This is a genomic window from Agrobacterium sp. LAD9, assembly GCF_003031125.1.
Classification (GTDB): Bacteria; Pseudomonadota; Alphaproteobacteria; order Rhizobiales; family Rhizobiaceae; genus Agrobacterium; species Agrobacterium radiobacter.
Map to the genome: position 1 here is coordinate 60,788 of NZ_PHGS01000029.1, position 15,794 is coordinate 76,581.

13 protein-coding genes and 1 pseudogene are annotated in these 15,794 nt (G+C 60.5%); 4 read left to right on the top strand and 10 right to left on the bottom strand.

Annotation, left to right across the window (positions count from 1 at the left end; genetic code table 11):
• Nucleotides 1-2: 2 nt before the first annotated feature.
• From DA915_RS26085 to DA915_RS26095, 3 genes are read right to left on the bottom strand one after another with little or no spacing between them, the layout of a single operon-like run.
• A complete protein-coding gene (locus tag DA915_RS26085; RefSeq protein ID WP_020009981.1) occupies nt 3-704 on the bottom strand; it encodes an ABC transporter ATP-binding protein in 702 nt (233 codons plus the stop codon).
• A 1-nt stretch (nt 705) separates the two neighbouring features.
• Nucleotides 706-1,491, bottom strand: a complete 786-nt coding sequence (locus DA915_RS26090; protein ID WP_003508686.1) for an ABC transporter ATP-binding protein — start codon at nt 1,489-1,491, stop codon at nt 706-708.
• A gap of 29 nt (nt 1,492-1,520) precedes the next feature.
• Nucleotides 1,521-2,729: an ABC transporter substrate-binding protein gene (locus DA915_RS26095; RefSeq protein WP_107677738.1), complete on the bottom strand. Its 1,209-nt coding sequence runs from the start codon at nt 2,727-2,729 to the stop codon at nt 1,521-1,523.
• Nucleotides 2,730-2,961: 232 nt separating this feature from the next.
• Between DA915_RS26095 and DA915_RS26100 the strand changes: the two genes are divergently transcribed.
• Nucleotides 2,962-3,879 (top strand): LysR family transcriptional regulator, encoded by a 918-nt coding sequence (locus DA915_RS26100; RefSeq protein WP_031234580.1) that lies wholly within the window; start codon nt 2,962-2,964, stop codon nt 3,877-3,879.
• Nucleotides 3,880-4,015: 136 nt separating this feature from the next.
• Nucleotides 4,016-5,038, top strand: a complete 1,023-nt coding sequence (locus DA915_RS26105) for an LLM class flavin-dependent oxidoreductase (protein ID WP_107677739.1) — start codon at nt 4,016-4,018, stop codon at nt 5,036-5,038.
• A 187-nt stretch (nt 5,039-5,225) separates the two neighbouring features.
• Here DA915_RS26105 and DA915_RS26110 read toward each other — a convergent pair whose 3' ends face one another.
• A complete protein-coding gene (locus DA915_RS26110) occupies nt 5,226-6,344 on the bottom strand; it encodes a mandelate racemase/muconate lactonizing enzyme family protein (protein ID WP_107677740.1) in 1,119 nt (372 codons plus the stop codon).
• A gap of 229 nt (nt 6,345-6,573) precedes the next feature.
• Here DA915_RS26110 and DA915_RS26115 point away from each other — a divergent pair, with 229 nt between their 5' ends.
• Nucleotides 6,574-7,248, top strand: a complete 675-nt coding sequence (locus DA915_RS26115) for a GntR family transcriptional regulator (protein ID WP_107677741.1) — start codon at nt 6,574-6,576, stop codon at nt 7,246-7,248.
• A gap of 107 nt (nt 7,249-7,355) precedes the next feature.
• Nucleotides 7,356-8,825, top strand: coding sequence for a mannitol dehydrogenase family protein (locus tag DA915_RS26120; protein ID WP_107677742.1), 1,470 nt, complete (start codon nt 7,356-7,358; stop codon nt 8,823-8,825).
• A gap of 51 nt (nt 8,826-8,876) precedes the next feature.
• On the opposite strand, the gene DA915_RS26125 is transcribed toward DA915_RS26120, so the two are convergent.
• From DA915_RS26125 to DA915_RS26150, 6 genes and pseudogenes are all read right to left on the bottom strand, one after another.
• Nucleotides 8,877-9,722 (bottom strand): ATP-binding cassette domain-containing protein, encoded by an 846-nt coding sequence (locus DA915_RS26125; RefSeq protein ID WP_107677743.1) that lies wholly within the window; start codon nt 9,720-9,722, stop codon nt 8,877-8,879.
• Nucleotides 9,719-10,558 (bottom strand): ABC transporter ATP-binding protein, encoded by an 840-nt coding sequence (locus DA915_RS26130; RefSeq protein WP_020813549.1) that lies wholly within the window; start codon nt 10,556-10,558, stop codon nt 9,719-9,721. The genes DA915_RS26125 and DA915_RS26130 overlap by 4 nt, the downstream gene beginning before the upstream one ends.
• A 3-nt stretch (nt 10,559-10,561) precedes the next feature.
• A complete protein-coding gene (locus tag DA915_RS26135) occupies nt 10,562-11,476 on the bottom strand; it encodes an ABC transporter permease subunit (RefSeq protein WP_003508674.1) in 915 nt (304 codons plus the stop codon).
• Entirely contained in the window at nt 11,473-12,480 is a 1,008-nt protein-coding gene (locus DA915_RS26140) for an ABC transporter permease subunit (RefSeq protein ID WP_107677744.1), read from the bottom strand. Before DA915_RS26140 ends, DA915_RS26135 begins: the two co-directional genes overlap by 4 nt.
• Before the next feature lie 61 nt (nt 12,481-12,541).
• Nucleotides 12,542-14,103, bottom strand: a pseudogene (locus DA915_RS26145) (ABC transporter substrate-binding protein).
• 160 nt (nt 14,104-14,263) lie between these two features.
• Complete coding sequence (locus tag DA915_RS26150; protein WP_107677745.1) at nt 14,264-15,451, bottom strand: Xaa-Pro peptidase family protein; 1,188 nt, start codon at nt 15,449-15,451, stop codon at nt 14,264-14,266.
• Nucleotides 15,452-15,794: the final 343 nt, after the last annotated feature.

Genomic DNA, 15,794 nt, shown 5'->3' on the forward strand with positions numbered 1-15,794 from the left:
GGTTAAACCCCCAGCACCTTGTTGAGCTCGCCCATGCGGCCGGACAGCTCGCCGACCGGAAAATTGCTGACCATCTGGCCGTGATCCATCAGATAGAAACGGTCAGCGATGCGGCTCGCAAAACGGAAATTCTGTTCGACCAGAACCACGGTCATGCCGCGGCTCTTCAGTTTCTGCAGCACCTCGCCGATGCGCTGCACGATGACGGGGGCAAGTCCCTCGGTCGGTTCGTCCAGCAGCAGCACCTTTACCCCGGTGCGCAGGATGCGCGCCATGGCCAGCATCTGCTGCTCGCCGCCGGAAAGCTTGGTGCCGGGGCTGGTACGGCGTTCGTAGAGATTGGGAAACAGCTCGTAGATTTCATCGAGCGTCATGCCACCGGATGCGACGACGGGCGGCAGCTTGAGGTTTTCCTCGACGCTTAGCGTCGCGAAGATGCCGCGCTCTTCCGGCACAAAACCAAGACCGTATTTCGCCGTGCGATGCAGCGGCACCGGCATCAGATCCTTGCCGCCGAGCTTGATGACGCCCTTGCGGTTGCGGATGATGCCCATGATGGTGCGCAGCGTCGTGGTCTTGCCCACGCCGTTGCGCCCGAGAATGGTGATGGTTTCGCCTTCGCCGACGGTTAGATCGACACCGTGCAGGGCCTGGCTTTCGCCGTACCAGGATTTCAGGTTGGAGACTTCGAGCATTGCCGCCATATCAAGCCTCCTCCGTGCCCATGTAAGCCGTGCGCACGCGCGGATCGGCGGAAACGGCGGCATAATCGCCTTCCGCCAGAATTTCCCCCCGCTGCAGCACCGTGACGTGATGGCAGATATCGGCCACGACCTTCAGATTGTGTTCGACCATCAGCACCGCGCGGGTTTTGGCCACCTCGCGGATGAGCTCGGCGACATGCGAGACATCTTCCCCGCCCATACCGGCCATCGGCTCATCAAGCAGCAGCACCTTCGGGTCGAGCGCCAGCGTGGTGGCGATTTCGAGAACGCGCTTACGGCCGTAAGAAAGATCGGCCGCAAGCGCATGTTTTTCCCGCGTCAGGCCAACCGTTGCGATCAGCTCCTCGGCGCGCGCATTGAGCCTGTCAAGCGACGACAGGGGTAACCAGAATTGCGTTGAAAGGTTGTTGGGCCTTTGCAACGCCACCCGTACATTCTCCAGAACCGTCAGATGCGGAAACACCGCCGATATCTGGAAGGATCTGACGAGGCCGAGACGCGCCACCTTGTCCGGCGGCGTCCTTGTTATGTCCGTTCCCATGAAGGTGATCGCCCCGCCCGTCGGCTGGAGAAACTTGGTCAACAAATTGAAGACCGTAGTCTTGCCGGCGCCGTTCGGGCCGATCAGCGCATGAACGCGGGCATGATGCACGTCGAGATCGACGTTTTTCACGGCTGCGAATGCGCCGAAGGTCTTGGTGAGACCACGCGCCGAAAGAACGACGCGAGGTTCGGCCTGCCCGGCGGGGGCGGGAGCGATCGTCATGAAACTTTCCCCTTTATTGCGTCAGTCTTTTATTGCGTTACCAGCGGGCAACCGCTTTTTGCGGGGTCCATGAAGGCTTCCTTGCCGGGAATGGTGGCGAGCACCTTGTAATAATCCCACGGCTGCTTGCTCTCGTCCGGCTTCTTCACTTCCATGAGATACATGTCGTGGATCATGCGGCCGTTGGCGGCCACATGGCCATCCTTCGAGAAGACGTCGTTGACGGGCATTTCCTTCATGGCCTTAGCGACGGCATCAGCATCGTCGGTGCCGGCCTTTTCGATGGCTTTCAGGTAATGCAGCACGGCGGAATAGGTGCCGGCATGCACCATGTTCGGCATGGCGCCGGTGCGTTCCTTGAAGCGTTCGCCGAATTTGCGCGATTCATCGTCGCGGTCCCAATAAAAGCCTTCCGTCAGCGTCAGTCCCTGGGCCGCTTCAAGACCGAGGCCGTGGACTTCGGCGAGCGTGAAGAGAAGGGCCGCAAGCCGCTGGCCGCCGGCGACGATGCCGAATTCGGCCGCCTGCTTGATGGCGTTGGAGGTATCGAGACCGGCATTGGCAAGACCTATGACCTTCGCGCCCGAGGACTGCGCCTGCAGCAGGAAGGAGGAATAATCCGTCGTGGCAAGCGGATGGCGCACGGAGCCCAGCACCTTGCCGCCATTGGCCTTGACGAAATTCGCGGTATTTTCTTCCAGCGAATAACCGAAGGCATAATCTGCGGTCAGGAAGAACCAGCTGTCGCCGCCCTGCTTCACCAGCGCGCCGCCGGTGCCGACCGCCAGCGAATAGGTGTCATAGGCCCAATGGAAACCATAGGGGCTGCACTGCTTGCCGGTCAGTTCGGTGGTTGCCGCCCCGGTGTTGACGGTGATCTTCTTCTTGTCCTTGGAGAGCGCCTGCACGGCAAGGCCGACCGACGACGAGGTCAGTTCCATGATCGAATCGACCTGTTCGGTATCGTACCATTGGCGGGCGATATTGGAGGCCACATCCGCTTTGTTCTGGTGGTCGGCGGTCACCACCTCAACCGGCGCATTCAGCGCCTTGCCGCCGAAATCCTCAACCGCCATCTTCGCGGCTTCATAAGAGTACTTGCCGCCGAAATTGGCGTAGACACCCGACTGGTCGTTCAGGATGCCGATCTTGACCTTGCCGTCTGAAATCTCGGCGGCATAAGCGGCGGTGCCCGCGGCCAGTGCCATGGCCGTGGATAAAAGGATACTCTTGCGCATGACTTCTCCTCCCAGAGATGATTGCGAGCCTCAGATGGGTCTGTGCAATGGTGAACGAAACCGCGTGATGGTTTCCATGCCATTGCACCTGAACGGTCACACCGCCCTCCTCAAAGCGATGCATCCTGAGCCTAGACTTCTCGAATTCGGTCGTTGACACAAGAGCTGGGCATCATCAAATTGCGAACAGGAACTGTTCATTTTTGAACAGAACTCTTGATGGGAGACAAATATGGCCACCCCTTTCACCTGGGACGACCTACAATATTTTCTGGCCGTGGCCCGCACCGGACAGCTCTCCTCGGCGGCCAGAAGCCTGCGCACCAGCCACGCCACCGTCTCCCGCCACATCGACCGGCTGGAATTCTCGCTTAAAACCAAGCTGTTCGAGAGAAACCCGCGTGGTTACGAGCTAACCACGGTCGGGCGGCGGCTGGTCGATACCGTCGAGCGCATCGAGGCGGAAGCGGAAAGATTGCAATCGGATATTTCCGAAAGCGGCAGCCTGCTGCGCGGCGTGGTGCGGCTCAGTGCGCCCGAGGGTTTTTCCAATTTTTTCTTTGTTGAAAGGCTCAAGGACTTCGCCATAACCCATCCTCACATCATGGTGGAGATGGTGACGATCCAGCAGATCATGGCGCTGTCGAGGAAGGAGGCGGATGTGGCGGTCACGCTCGACCCTCCGAAAGCCGGTCCCTACATCAACGAACAGATCATCGACTACACGCTGCATATCTATGCCTCGCGCTCCTATCTCGCCAGCCACCCGAAAATCACCCGACGCGAGGATTTGCCCGATCATTTCTTTATCGGCTACGTGCAGGACCTGATCTTCTCACCGGGCCTCGATTATATGCGCGACGTGATGCCCGGCCTGCGTCCGGGCTTTCAGTCCTCAAGCATTTTCGCGCAGCTGACGGCAACGCTGAGCGGCAGGGGCCTGTGCATCCTGCCGAATTTCATCGCGGCACGTTTTCCAGACCTGCAGATGGTGCTTGCCGGTGAGGTGGAACTGCGGCGCGGCTACTGGCTGACCAGCCACCACGATCTCGCCAATGTGCCGCGGGTACGCTCTCTGATGGATTTCATCCTCACGACCGCACGCGCGCATGAAAATCTCTTCATCCTGGACCGCAGAACAATCGCCTGACGCGGTCATCGTTCACATTTCGGCGACACCGTGTTTACGGGTGGCCGGTTGGAGGATGCGCACGGTTGCCTATATGACTGACAACAACGAAGCCGGTTTGTGACGACCGGCATCCTCCGACATCTGGAAGGTCATCATGAAAAAGATCGGATTTCTCTCCTTCGGCCACTGGACGCCGTCGCCCCAGTCGCAGACCCGCTCGGCTGCGGACACGCTGCTGCAATCGATCGACCTCGCCGTCGCGGCGGAAGAACTGGGAGCCGACGGCGCCTATTTCCGCGTGCATCATTTCGCCCGCCAGCTTGCCTCGCCCTTCCCGCTTCTGGCCGCCGTCGGCGCCCGCACGAAAAAGATCGAAATCGGCACCGGCGTCATCGACATGCGTTATGAAAACCCGTTCTACATGGCCGAGGATGCCGGTTCGGCCGACCTCATCGCCGGCGGCCGCCTGCAGCTCGGCATCAGCCGCGGCTCGCCGGAGCAGGTGATCGATGGCTGGCGTTATTTCGGTTACCGTCCGGCCGAAGGCCAGAGCGAAGAAGACATGGCGCGTCAGCACACCGAAGTCTTCCTCGAACTTCTGAAGGGCGAAGGTTTCGCTGAGCCGAACCCGCGTCCGATGTTCCCGAACCCGCCCGGCTTGCTGCGGCTGGAACCGCATTCCGAAGGGCTGCGCGAGCGCATCTGGTGGGGTTCGAGTTCCAATGCAACGGCGGTGTGGGCGGCAAAGCTTGGCATGAACCTGCAAAGCTCCACCCTGAAGACGGACGAAACGGGCGAGCCTTTCCATGTCCAGCAGGCGCAGCAGATCCGCACCTTCCGGGAAGCCTGGAAGGAAGCCGGTCATGCCCGCGAGCCCCGTGTATCGGTCAGCCGCAGTATCTTCGCCCTCGTCAACGATCGCGACCGGTCCTATTTCGGTTACGGCAACGAAGGTGACGACAAGATCGGCTACATCGACGACAAGACGCGCGCGATCTTCGGGCGCAGCTATGCCGCCGAGCCGGAAAAACTGATCGAACAGCTGAAGGCCGACGAAGCCATCGCCGAGGCCGACACGCTGCTCCTGACCGTGCCGAACCAGCTGGGCGTCGATTACAACGCCCATGTGATCGAGACGATCCTCAAGCAGGTAGCGCCGGCGCTCGGCTGGCGCTAAATTTGGAAAAATTGCATCATCCACACTCCGTCACCCCGGACTTGATCCGGGGTCCTGCGCGATCAAGTCTTTGATCGCGAAAGACTCTTTTTACGGCGCAGACGCGCCGTAGCTGGATGCCGGATCTAGTCCGGCATGACGGAGGACGGGCTTTCCCTCCCTTAAAATCCGGGCTGTATACCGCTACTCATTTCACCGCCTTGCCATAACGGGCAAAGCTTTCGGCCAGAGGCGTGGTGCTGGCGCCGGGGTGTTCCGGACGTTTGTAAACACCGTCACGGACATGGATCGGTTCTTCGAAATGATCCTTGATCCACGGAATATATTCGAGAATGGTCGATGCCGGGTGCCAGTAGCTCAGATGCACATGCACCTGGCTCATTTCGCCGGCATGCGGCACCACCGGCAGTCGATGGGCGAGCGCGAGATCGGCGACCTGGATATATTCGGTTATGCCGCCAAGCCGGGTCACATCCGGCTGGACATAGGCCACCGCGCCGGCATCGATGAATGAGCGGAACGCATCCACCGTATAGAGCTGTTCGCCGAGCGCAATCGGAATGGACGTATTGCGGGCCAGCCGCGCGTGGCTCGTCACATCGTCATACCAGAGCGGCTCCTCGAACCAGTAGATATCCAGATCCTTCGCCGCCGCGCAGAAACGCTGGCAGGTCGGCAAATCCCATTTGCCGTTGCCGTCAATGGCGATGCGAATGGACGAACCGACACGCTTGCGGACGGCGGCGAGGCGGGCGATATCGATAGTCGGATCATCATGCCCGACCTTGATCTTCAGGCGGGTGAAGCCGTCCTCCTCCACCGCCCTCGTGCTGCCCGCCAGCAAATCCTCCAGCGTGAAGGAAAGCCAGCCTATATCGGTATTGTAAGCTTCCACCGCCGCCGTGCGCGCGCCGCCGAGATATTGCCAGAGCGGCACGCCCGCCTTTTTCGCCTTCAGGTCCCAGAGCGCCACGTCGATCGCGGCCAGCGCCAGATGGGTGATGCCGGCGCGGCCGACCCATTGCAAAGAGGGGTAACGGGCAAGTTTCGTCCACAGCCGTGAATGGTCCGACGCATCCTCTCCCACCAGCAAGGGCGCATAACAATCGCTGATGCAGGATGTGATCAGCCTGTCGGACGGCAGATGCGCATGGGTGCCGGTGAAACCATAGCCCTCAAGGCCGTCACTCGTGGTGATCTTTGCGCCGACGACGCCCCAATGGGTGATGCTGTGGGTGGAATCGGAAATGGACTCCGAGGTCAGCGGCAGGTGCAGGATGAAAGGTTCGACGGCGGTAATTTTCATGATCGGTCATTCCTCGATGCTGATTGCTTCCGGGGAGGAACAGACGCCACCGCCCCGCGATCAGAGATCGCGCGGATGGCTTTCGGGAATTTGCAGGCCACCCTCCTCCAGCAGCCCGCTTCCGCTGGCAGATAGAGCTAAAGGAAAAACGGCTCTTGTAAAATAAAAAATTTTTTATTTTTAATATTCAACCATTGTCTGTTCCGCGAAGCTGGGCGATGATGCCGCCATGAACACGCTGGTCAAAATCACGCTCGCCGAACAGGCGCATCAGGAACTGCGCGCACGCATCGTCAGCGGCAGATTGCGCGGCGGCGAACGCCTGTTACCCAATGAGCTTGCCGCCGATCTCGGCATCAGCCCCACGCCGGTGAAAGAAGCCTGCCTGAAACTCGAAGCTGACGGGCTGGTGGTCAATTCCTCCCGGCGCGGCATGGTGGTGCGCGATTTCACTGTGGAGGATGTGGAAGAGCTTTACGCCGCCAGAATGCTGCTCGAAAAAGGCGCGGTGGAAGTGGCTTTCGACGCCGGGCAACTGGATGGAGCGCTGCACGCGGAACTTCTGGAAAGCCTGGCGAAACATCGTGAATTCGCCAAGGGCTCGACGCTGGACGAATTGTCGAAAGCGCTTTTTTACGATCGCGGCTTCCATACGACTCTTGTTTCGGCGGCGCGCATTCCCGTCATTTCCGGCTCGCATGGGCGCATTCTCGACCAGACCCACACGGTTTTCGTCTCGATCCTCGGCGATTACGCCCGCTCGGTCGAGGAACACCAGAATATCGCCGACGCCATTGCCGCCGGCAGCAAGGTCCAGATCATCGATGCCCTATGGCGGCATCTCGAGCGCAGCCGGCAGAACACGCTGCGCCAGGTCCGGCTGCTCAAAGAGGCCGGCGCCTGATCCATTCAAAAGACAAGGGGAGGAACTGACATGCGCGAAAACCCGAGCGTCGCAACTCCATCGGCGCGAGCCGCGACCATTTCGCTCCGTACGGGGATTTCGCGTCGATGACAGACCGGCTTTCCGCTGCAACCCTGCCCCGCCTGCCGCAAACAGTAGCAACACCCGCCTATGACCGTCAGAAGATCACGCCCGGCATCGTGCATCTCGGCGTCGGCGCCTTTCACCGGGCGCATCAGGCGGTTTTCATCGACGATTGCCTCGACCGAGGTGAGACGCAATGGGGCATCGTCGCCGCGTCGCTGCGCAGTCCGGACACACGCGACGCCATCGAACCGCAGGACAATCTCTACACCTTTTGCCTGCGTGATGGCCAAAGCGAGCGCCTGCGTATCATCGGCTCCATTCTGGAAACCATCGTTGCCCCGGAAGACCCCGAACGGCTCCTGGAGCGGATGGCCGATCCGCGCGTTCTCATCGTCACCTTGACCGTGACGGAGAAGGGCTACCTGACCAATCTCGCCTCCCGCAGCCTGCTGCGCGAACACCCTGATATCGTCCATGATCTCGAAAACCCGGACAGGCCGCGTTCCATTTTCGGCTTCATTCTGGCGGCCACGCGGCGCAGGCGCAAAGAGGGTTCTCGGCCCCTGACGCTGCTGTCCTGCGACAACCTGCCCGCCAACGGCCATGTGTTGCAAAAGCTGCTGCTGGAATTCGCCAACCTTGCGGATAAGGAACTGGCCTCCTTCATCGAAGCCAATATTGCCTGCCCCTGCTCAATGGTGGATCGGATCGTTCCCGCCACCACGGATGCGGACCGGGATGCGATTTCGGTCGCACTCGGCTTGCGTGATGCGTGGCCGGTCGTTGCCGAACCCTATTTCCGTTTCGTCATCGAAGACCGCTTTCCGCATGGAAGGCCAGCGCTCGAGAAATCGGGCGTGGAATTTGTCGACGATGTCGAGCCCTATGAACATATGAAGCTCAGGATGCTGAACGGTTCTCACAGCGCCATTGCCGCCATCGGCCAGATTGCCGGCCTTGCGACGGTGGCCGATGCCTGGGGTGAAAAGACCGTGCGCGATTTCATCGACGCCTATTGGCGCGAAGTCGGCCGGACGCTGGACCCTGTCGTCGATGGTGCGGAATTCGCAGCCGGCCTGCGGGAACGTTTCGCCAATCCCTCGCTGCAGCACAAGACCATGCAGATCGCCTCCGACGCTTCGCAGAAAGTGCCGCTGCGTATTCTTGGACCCTTACGCGAATTGCTGGAGGAAAAGGCCGGAAGCGGCGCTGTCATTTTTGCCGTGGCCCTGTGGATCAGGTCCTGCGCGGACGGGAACGAAAAGGGAGAGCCGATCACGATTCTCGATCCGGCCTTCAAGGAGTGGGATGCGCCGGATCAGCTGGCAATGGCGCCGGACGATGTTGTCGACCGCTTTCTCGCCTTCAAACGCACATTCGGCGATGATCTGCCCCGCAATGAGACCTTCGTCTCGAACCTGAAGGCCGCCTATCGCGACGTCAGGGAGCAAGGCGCACTCGCCGCCATCGGCATGTTTTTGAAGTCCTGAAAGACGAACAGGCCGGAAATCCGGCCTGTTCTCAACTTTGGCGTCTCGCGTTTAAGCCGTCGCGGCCTGCCGTGCCGCCTTGCGGCGCTCCACGCGGGCACGGATGGCGTCGGCATCCGTGATCGGTGTCGCGGCAAAAAGCTGGCGCGTATAGGGGTGCTTCGGATCGGCGAAAAGTTCCTCGCGCGTGCCCTGCTCGACTGCCTCGCCCTTGGAAATGACCAGCACGTCATCGGCGATGTAGCGCACCACGGAAAGATCGTGGCTGACGAAAACATAGGTCAGCTCGAATTCTTCCTGAAGGTCGGCGAGAAGGTTCAACACCTGGGCCTGCACCGAAAGATCGAGCGCGGAGACCGGCTCGTCCAGCACCAGCAGCGCCGGGTTCAGCATCAGTGCGCGCGCAATGGCGATACGCTGGCGCTGGCCGCCGGAGAACATGTGCGGATAGCGGTTGAAATGCTCAGGACCGAGGCCGACCTTCACCAGCATGGCCTCAGCACGCTCGCGGCGCTCGGAAGCCGGCATTTTCGTATTGATGACCAGCGGTTCCATCAGCACGTCACCCACCTTCTGGCGCGGGTTGAGGCTGCCATAGGGGTTCTGGAACACCATCTGTACCTTGGAGCGCATTACCGTGTCAGGCCGGCGCTTGGCGATATCGACCGGTTTGCCTTCGATCTTCAGCTCGCCGCCGGATGCCGGGTCGATCAGCGCGATGATGCGGGCAAGCGTCGACTTGCCCGAACCGGACTCACCGACAATGGCGAGCGTCTTGCCACGCTCGACGACAAAATCGATGCCTTTGAGAGCCTGCACCGTCTTGGCGCCGCCAAAGATGCCGCCGGGAACGTGATAATGGCGGGTAATGCCCTTGCCTTCGACAACGATACTCATTGAACGCCCTCCTTGCCGAAGAAATCGGAAACCGTGGGCAGACGGTCGCCGGTGGCGTTTTCCGGCAGGGCCGAAAGCAGTGCCTTGGTATAGGGATGCTGCGGGGCCTCGAAGAGGCTTAAGACATCCGCCTCCTCCATCTTGCGGCCCTTATATTGCACGACGACGCGATCCGCGGTTTCCGCCACCACGCCCATGTCATGGGTGATGAGGATCAGCGCCATGCCATATTCCGTCTGCAGATTCATCAGGAGATCGAGGATCTGCTTCTGGATCGTCACATCAAGTGCGGTGGTCGGCTCGTCGGCAATCAGCAGGCGCGGTTTGGAGGCGATCGCGATGGCGATCATCACACGCTGGCACTGGCCGCCCGACATCTGGTGCGGATAAGCCTTGAGCTTGGTTTCCGGCTCGGGAATACCCACAGCCCGGAACAGCTCCAGAGCGCGGGCACGCGCGGCAGCGCCGCTCATGCCGAGGTTGAGGCGCAGAACCTCCTCGATCTGGAAACCCACCGTAAATGACGGGTTGAGCGAGGCGACCGGCTCCTGGAAGATCATGGTGATTTCCCGGCCGATCAGCTTGCGGCGCTCCTGCGGCGACATGGCGAGCAGGTTGATGCCGTCAAAGGTCATCTCATCGGCGGTGATCGTCGCCGTATCGGGCAAAAGCCCCATGACGGCGAGCATCGAAACCGACTTGCCGGAACCGGATTCGCCGACGATCGCCAGCACTTCGTGCTTGTCGACGGAGACATCGATGCCGTCGACGGCCGTGAAGGCGCCGGTGGCGGTGGCGAATTTGACGGTGAGGTTCTTGATTTTCAGCAGGCTCATCGCTCAGCTCCGCTTCAGTTTGGGATCGAGCGCATCGCGCAGGCCGTCACCCATGAGGTTGATGGCGAGCACCGAGATCAGGATCGTCAGGCCCGGAAGGGTCACAACCCACCAGGCGCGCAGGATGAATTCACGCGCTTCCGCCAGCATCGTGCCCCATTCGGAGGCAGGCGGCTGCGCGCCCATGCCGAGGAAGCCGAGAGCCGCGGCATCGAGGACCGCAGACGAGAAGGACAGCGTTGCCTGAACGATCAGCGGCGCAAGGCAGTTCGGCAGGATGGTCTTGAACATCAGCCGCAAATTGCCGGCACCGGCCACGCGGGCGGCGGTGACATATTCGCGCCGGAGCTCGCTCATCACGGCTGCACGCGTCAGACGGGCGAAATGCGGCTGATAGACGATGGCGATGGCGATCATGGCATTGGTGAGCCCCGGCCCGAGGACCGCGACCAGAACCAGCGCCAGAAGAAGTGACGGAAAGGCCAGAATGACGTCCATGACGCGCATGATGACGGTATCGACCCAGCCGCCGAAAAAGCCGGCGACGAGACCGATGACGATGCCGCCGACAAGCGCGATGGAGACGACAACGACGCCGATGAACAGCGAATATTGTGCGCCATAGATCAGGCGGGACAGCATGTCGCGGCCCACGGCATCGGTGCCGAAGAAGAAGCCGGCACGGCCGCCTTCCTGCCAGACCGGCGGGACGAGCAGCGCATCGCGATATTGCTGGGTCGGATCATGCGGCGCGATCAGGGGTGCAAAGACCGCGATGAGGACGAGGAGAATGAAGACGGCAAGGCCGATGACGGCACCGCGGTTCTGACGGAAGTAGAACCAGAAATCGGCGATCATCCGGCGGCGGATGGCGGCGTCCGAAAGGCGGACGCCGGGGGTGGTGATCACATCGGTCATTTGTGACGGATCCTCGGATTGATGAGGCCATAGGTCAGATCGACAAGCAGGTTGACGATCATCACCAGACCCGCGATCAGGAGCAGGCCGCTCTGCACGACCGGATAGTCGCGGCGCGAGATGGAATCGATCATCCACTTGCCGATACCCGGCCAGGAAAAGATGGTTTCGGTCAGGATGGCGCCAGCCATCAGTACGCCGATCTGCAGGCCGATGGTGGTGATGACCGGGATCATGGCGTTGCGAAGCGCATGGATGCCGACAACGCGGGCGGACGACATGCCCTTGGCGCGCGCGGTGCGCACATAGTCCTCACCCATGACTTCCAGCATGGCGGAGCGCGTCTGGCGGGCAATCACCGCCAGCGGAATGGTGGCAAGCACGACCGACGGCAGGATGAGATGCGAAAAGGCCGACACGAAGGCGCCCTTCTGCCCCGAAATCAGGCTGTCGATCAGCATGAAACCGGTGACGGAGGGGAAGAAATACATCAGCGAAATGCGGCCCGACACCGGTGTCCACTGCAGGATGCCGGAGAACATGATGATCAGCAGCAGGCCCCACCAGAAGATCGGCATGGAGAAGCCGACGAGCGCGGTCGTCATGGAAATCTGGTCGAACCAGGAACCACGACGGATGGCGGCAATGACGCCGACTGGCACGCCGATCAATGTTGCGATGATGATGGCGACGAGACCAAGCTCGACTGTCGCGGGGAAAAGCGACAGGAACTCGGTGAGAACCGGCTTCTTGGTGACCAGCGAATTGCCGAGATCGCCCTGAAGCAGCCGTCCGAGGAAATGAAGATATTGCTGCCAGACGGGCTGGCTGAAGCCGAGCTGTTCGGCAAGCTGCGCATGCCGCTCAGGTGAAATGCCACGCTCGCCCGCCATCAACAGCACGGGATCGCCCGGCAGGACGCGCACGAAGGCAAAGGCGACGAAGGTAATCCCGAGAAATGTCGGAACGAGGTAGAGGAGTTTGCCGAGAATGAACCGGATCATGGTTTTTTCCTGAAAAGACGCGCGGAAGAACAGGGTCCTTCCGCGCGTCCGTTGTTTGGGATTATTCCGCGACGTCGACGTTTTCGAAGGTGAAGTCACCAAGCGGGCTCATGGTGAATCCGGAAACCTTGGCGGACATCGGAACGAACTGCGTGGAGTGCGCAAGCGTCGCCCACGGAGCCTGTTCCTTGAAGATCACCTGCGCCTGCTCATAAAGCTTGGTGCGCTCGGCAACGTCAGTGGTCTGCTTTGCCTTGGAGAGCAGTTCGGAGAACTCCTTGTTGCACCACTGAGCACGGTTTGCACCGCCTTCGCCGGTTGCGGCGCAGGAGAGCAGAACGCCCATGAAGTTGTCAGGGTCACCGTTGTCGCCGGTCCAGCCGAGGATGACGGAACCGTCGCGGTTCACTTCGGTCGACTTCTTGAGGTATTCACCCCATTCGAAGGAGACGATCTCGGCCTTGACGCCAACTTTCGCGAAATCCGACTGGATCAGTTCGGCGGTACGGCGGGCATTCGGCATGTAAGGACGCTGAACCGGCATCGCCCAGATCTTCATCGTCAGATCCTTGACGCCAGCGGCTTCGAGAGCCTTCTTGGCTGCTTCCGGATCGTAAGGATCGTCCTTGATGCTGTCGTTGTAGGACCACATTGTCGGCGGGATCGGGTTCTTGGCAACCGTGCCGGCGCCCTGGAAGACGGCGTCGATAATCGCCTGCTTGTTCATCGCCATGTTCAGCGCCTTGCGGACTTCCGGCTTGTCGAAAGGTGCAACGGTCGTGTTATAGGCGAAGTAGGCAACGTTCAGACCAGGCTGCTCGTCGAGCTTGAGGTTCTTGTCGGCGCGGATGGTGGCCAGATCAGCCGGAGCCGGATAAGGCATCAGGTGGCATTCGCCGGCCTTCAGCTTCTGCAGGCGCACGGCGGCATCAGGCGTGATCGCGAAGATCAGATCATCGATCTTCGGAGCTTCGCCCCAGTAGTCGGCGTTTTTCTGGTAGCGGATGACCGCGTCCTTCTGATAGGCGACGAACTTGAACGGACCGGTGCCGATCGGCAGGTTGTTGAAGTCTTCCTTGGTGCCGGCCTTATCAAGCGTATCGGCATATTCCTTCGACACGATCGAAGCGAAAGGCATCGCGATATTGGCGAGGAAAGGCGCTTCCGGACGGGTCAGCACGAACTTGACGGTGTAATCGTCAACCTTGACGATTTCCTTGATCAGCGACGGCATTTCCATGGAGTTGTAATATTCGTAGGTGATGCCTGCGATATACTGGTTCCACGGGTTCTTCGCGTCGCCCTGGCGGTTGTAGCTGAAGATCACGTCATCGGCGTTGAAATCGCGGCTCGGGGTGAACTTCTCGTTGGAGTGCCACTTCACACCCTTGCGCAGGTGGAACGTGTATTCGAGGCCATCGCTCGAAACATCCCATTTTTCAGCGAGACCGGGCTCGACTTCGGTCGTGCCCTTCTTGAACTCGGTCAGACGGTTGTAGACCGGATGCGCGGAAGCGTCGAAGGTGCCGCCTGCGGTGTAGGGCGACGGATCGAAGCCTTCCGGCGATGCCTCGGAGCAATAAACGAAGGTCTTCGCCATTTGGCTGGCATGGCGGAAGCCATCGCAAGCGCAGAGGCGATAAGCAAACTGCGGGTCAGCGTTTTCATCTGGTGGTCCTTTCCCTCTTTTTCTGAGTTCCTGCGGCCCCTGGGGGCCTACCTCTTCTGGTCAGCGGCGACGCGGAGACCCGTGTCGCCGTTCGGTCTTTTGCCTCCCGACCAATTACCCGGCGACCGGCTGAAACAGCCGGTCGAGGTTCGTCTCCGGTGGACAGAACCAGCGCGGCCCCGCCTCCGTCATATAAGCAATATCCTCGAGACGGACGCCGCATTCGCCATAAACGCACAGCATCGGCTCGATGGAAAAACACATGCCCGGCTCAAGCGCCGTGGCATTTCCTGCAACGATATAGGGTTCTTCGTGAATATCCAGCCCAAGCCCGTGACCGGTGCGGTGCGGCAGGCCGGGAACCTGATAGTCCGGGCCAAAACCAGCCGCTATCAGGCTGTCGCGCGCCGCCTTGTCCACATCCGAGCAGACAGCGCCGAGGCTCGCAGCCGCAAAGGCGGCAGCCTGGGCATCGCGCTCGGCGTTCCAGAGAAAACGCTGCCGTTCCGTCGGCTTGCCGAAGACATAGGTGCGGGTGATATCGGAACGATAGCCATGAAGAATGCCGCCGAGATCGACCAGCACCATGTCACCCTCGTTCAGCGTCTGCGCATAGGGCACGCCATGCGGATAGGCCGTCGCCTCGCCGAACTGCACCGCCACGAAAAGCGGCTTCAGGCCCAGCGCAATATGGGCGGCGTTGACGAAATCGGCCACTTCGGTGGTGGAAATGCCGGGACGCAGGCCTTCGAACACGGCTTTCTGCACGCCGTAGCTGGCGTCCATCGCGGTCTGGATGAGGGCGATTTCGGTCGCGGATTTGACCTGCCGCTGGGCAACGATCATCGGCTGGGCGGAAATGATCCGCCCTTCGAGACGCTGCATCAGGGCCGATGCGAAAACAAAGGGTGTTGTGGGATCGATGGCGACAAAATGACCGGGACAGGAAAGTGCGCCGATACGTCTTGCCATCAGGTCGAAGGGACTTTCATCCTCTTCCCAGACGGCGACCTCACCCGGAATGCGGATGAGCGTCTGAAGCTTCGGCTCCTCGAAGGTCGGGCTGACATAGACCGGTGCGCCCTCGGCAGGAACGAGAGCGCCGTGAATGCGCTCGGAAAGGCCAAGCGACAGACCGGTATAATAGGTCAGCGACGACGATGCATCGAGCCAGACCGCCTTCACATTTTGCTGGATCATCCGCGCCTGCAGGCCACGTAGCCGCAATCTGAACTCGTCTTCAGCGATCGATGAAACCGCGATCGGCTGAAACCGCTTCAGCGCCTCTTGAAAGTCTGCCATTCTCTCCCCGCCGCTTTCGGGCCACAGACACAGGCGTGCCGGCAACCTCCCAAGCGTTCTTTTGCCCATGCTTAAACACAGGCCGAGGGCTAGGCAATGGCCCGGCGGGGCACGCCACCACAAAACTGTGCAAATTCATCTAGACATAACGAAAATGTGATCGACACGCGCCCGATTTAAGCCCTCATTGCCTTGACGCAAAAAATCAAAATCCCCCGGAAATTCAAGGGGAGTTTGCGGCCAGCCTTCAACGCAGAGCGGGCACACCAGAGGACGACAGCGAGAGGCGCTCAAGAAAAGACGCCCAGAAAAGGAAAAAGCCTGCCGCGGGAGGAGGTGCGGC

Bases quoted from the DNA above. Each gene is read 5' to 3' on its own strand.
- DA915_RS26090 (WP_003508686.1), bottom strand. From the start codon at position 1,491: ATGACGATCGCTCCCGCCCCCGCCGGGCAGGCCGAACCTCGCGTCGTT.
- DA915_RS26110 (WP_107677740.1), bottom strand. From the start codon at position 6,344: ATGAAAATTACCGCCGTCGAACCTTTCATCCTGCACCTGCCGCTGACC.
- DA915_RS26095 (WP_107677738.1), bottom strand. From the start codon at position 2,729: ATGCGCAAGAGTATCCTTTTATCCACGGCCATGGCACTGGCCGCGGGC.
- DA915_RS26085 (WP_020009981.1), bottom strand. From the start codon at position 704: ATGGCGGCAATGCTCGAAGTCTCCAACCTGAAATCCTGGTACGGCGAA.
- DA915_RS26125 (WP_107677743.1), bottom strand. From the start codon at position 9,722: ATGAGTATCGTTGTCGAAGGCAAGGGCATTACCCGCCATTATCACGTT.
- DA915_RS26135 (WP_003508674.1), bottom strand. From the start codon at position 11,476: ATGACCGATGTGATCACCACCCCCGGCGTCCGCCTTTCGGACGCCGCC.
- DA915_RS26140 (WP_107677744.1), bottom strand. From the start codon at position 12,480: ATGATCCGGTTCATTCTCGGCAAACTCCTCTACCTCGTTCCGACATTT.
- DA915_RS26115 (WP_107677741.1), top strand. From the start codon at position 6,574: ATGAACACGCTGGTCAAAATCACGCTCGCCGAACAGGCGCATCAGGAA.
- DA915_RS26105 (WP_107677739.1), top strand. From the start codon at position 4,016: ATGAAAAAGATCGGATTTCTCTCCTTCGGCCACTGGACGCCGTCGCCC.
- DA915_RS26130 (WP_020813549.1), bottom strand. From the start codon at position 10,558: ATGAGCCTGCTGAAAATCAAGAACCTCACCGTCAAATTCGCCACCGCC.
- DA915_RS26120 (WP_107677742.1), top strand. From the start codon at position 7,356: ATGACAGACCGGCTTTCCGCTGCAACCCTGCCCCGCCTGCCGCAAACA.
- DA915_RS26100 (WP_031234580.1), top strand. From the start codon at position 2,962: ATGGCCACCCCTTTCACCTGGGACGACCTACAATATTTTCTGGCCGTG.
- DA915_RS26150 (WP_107677745.1), bottom strand. From the start codon at position 15,451: ATGGCAGACTTTCAAGAGGCGCTGAAGCGGTTTCAGCCGATCGCGGTT.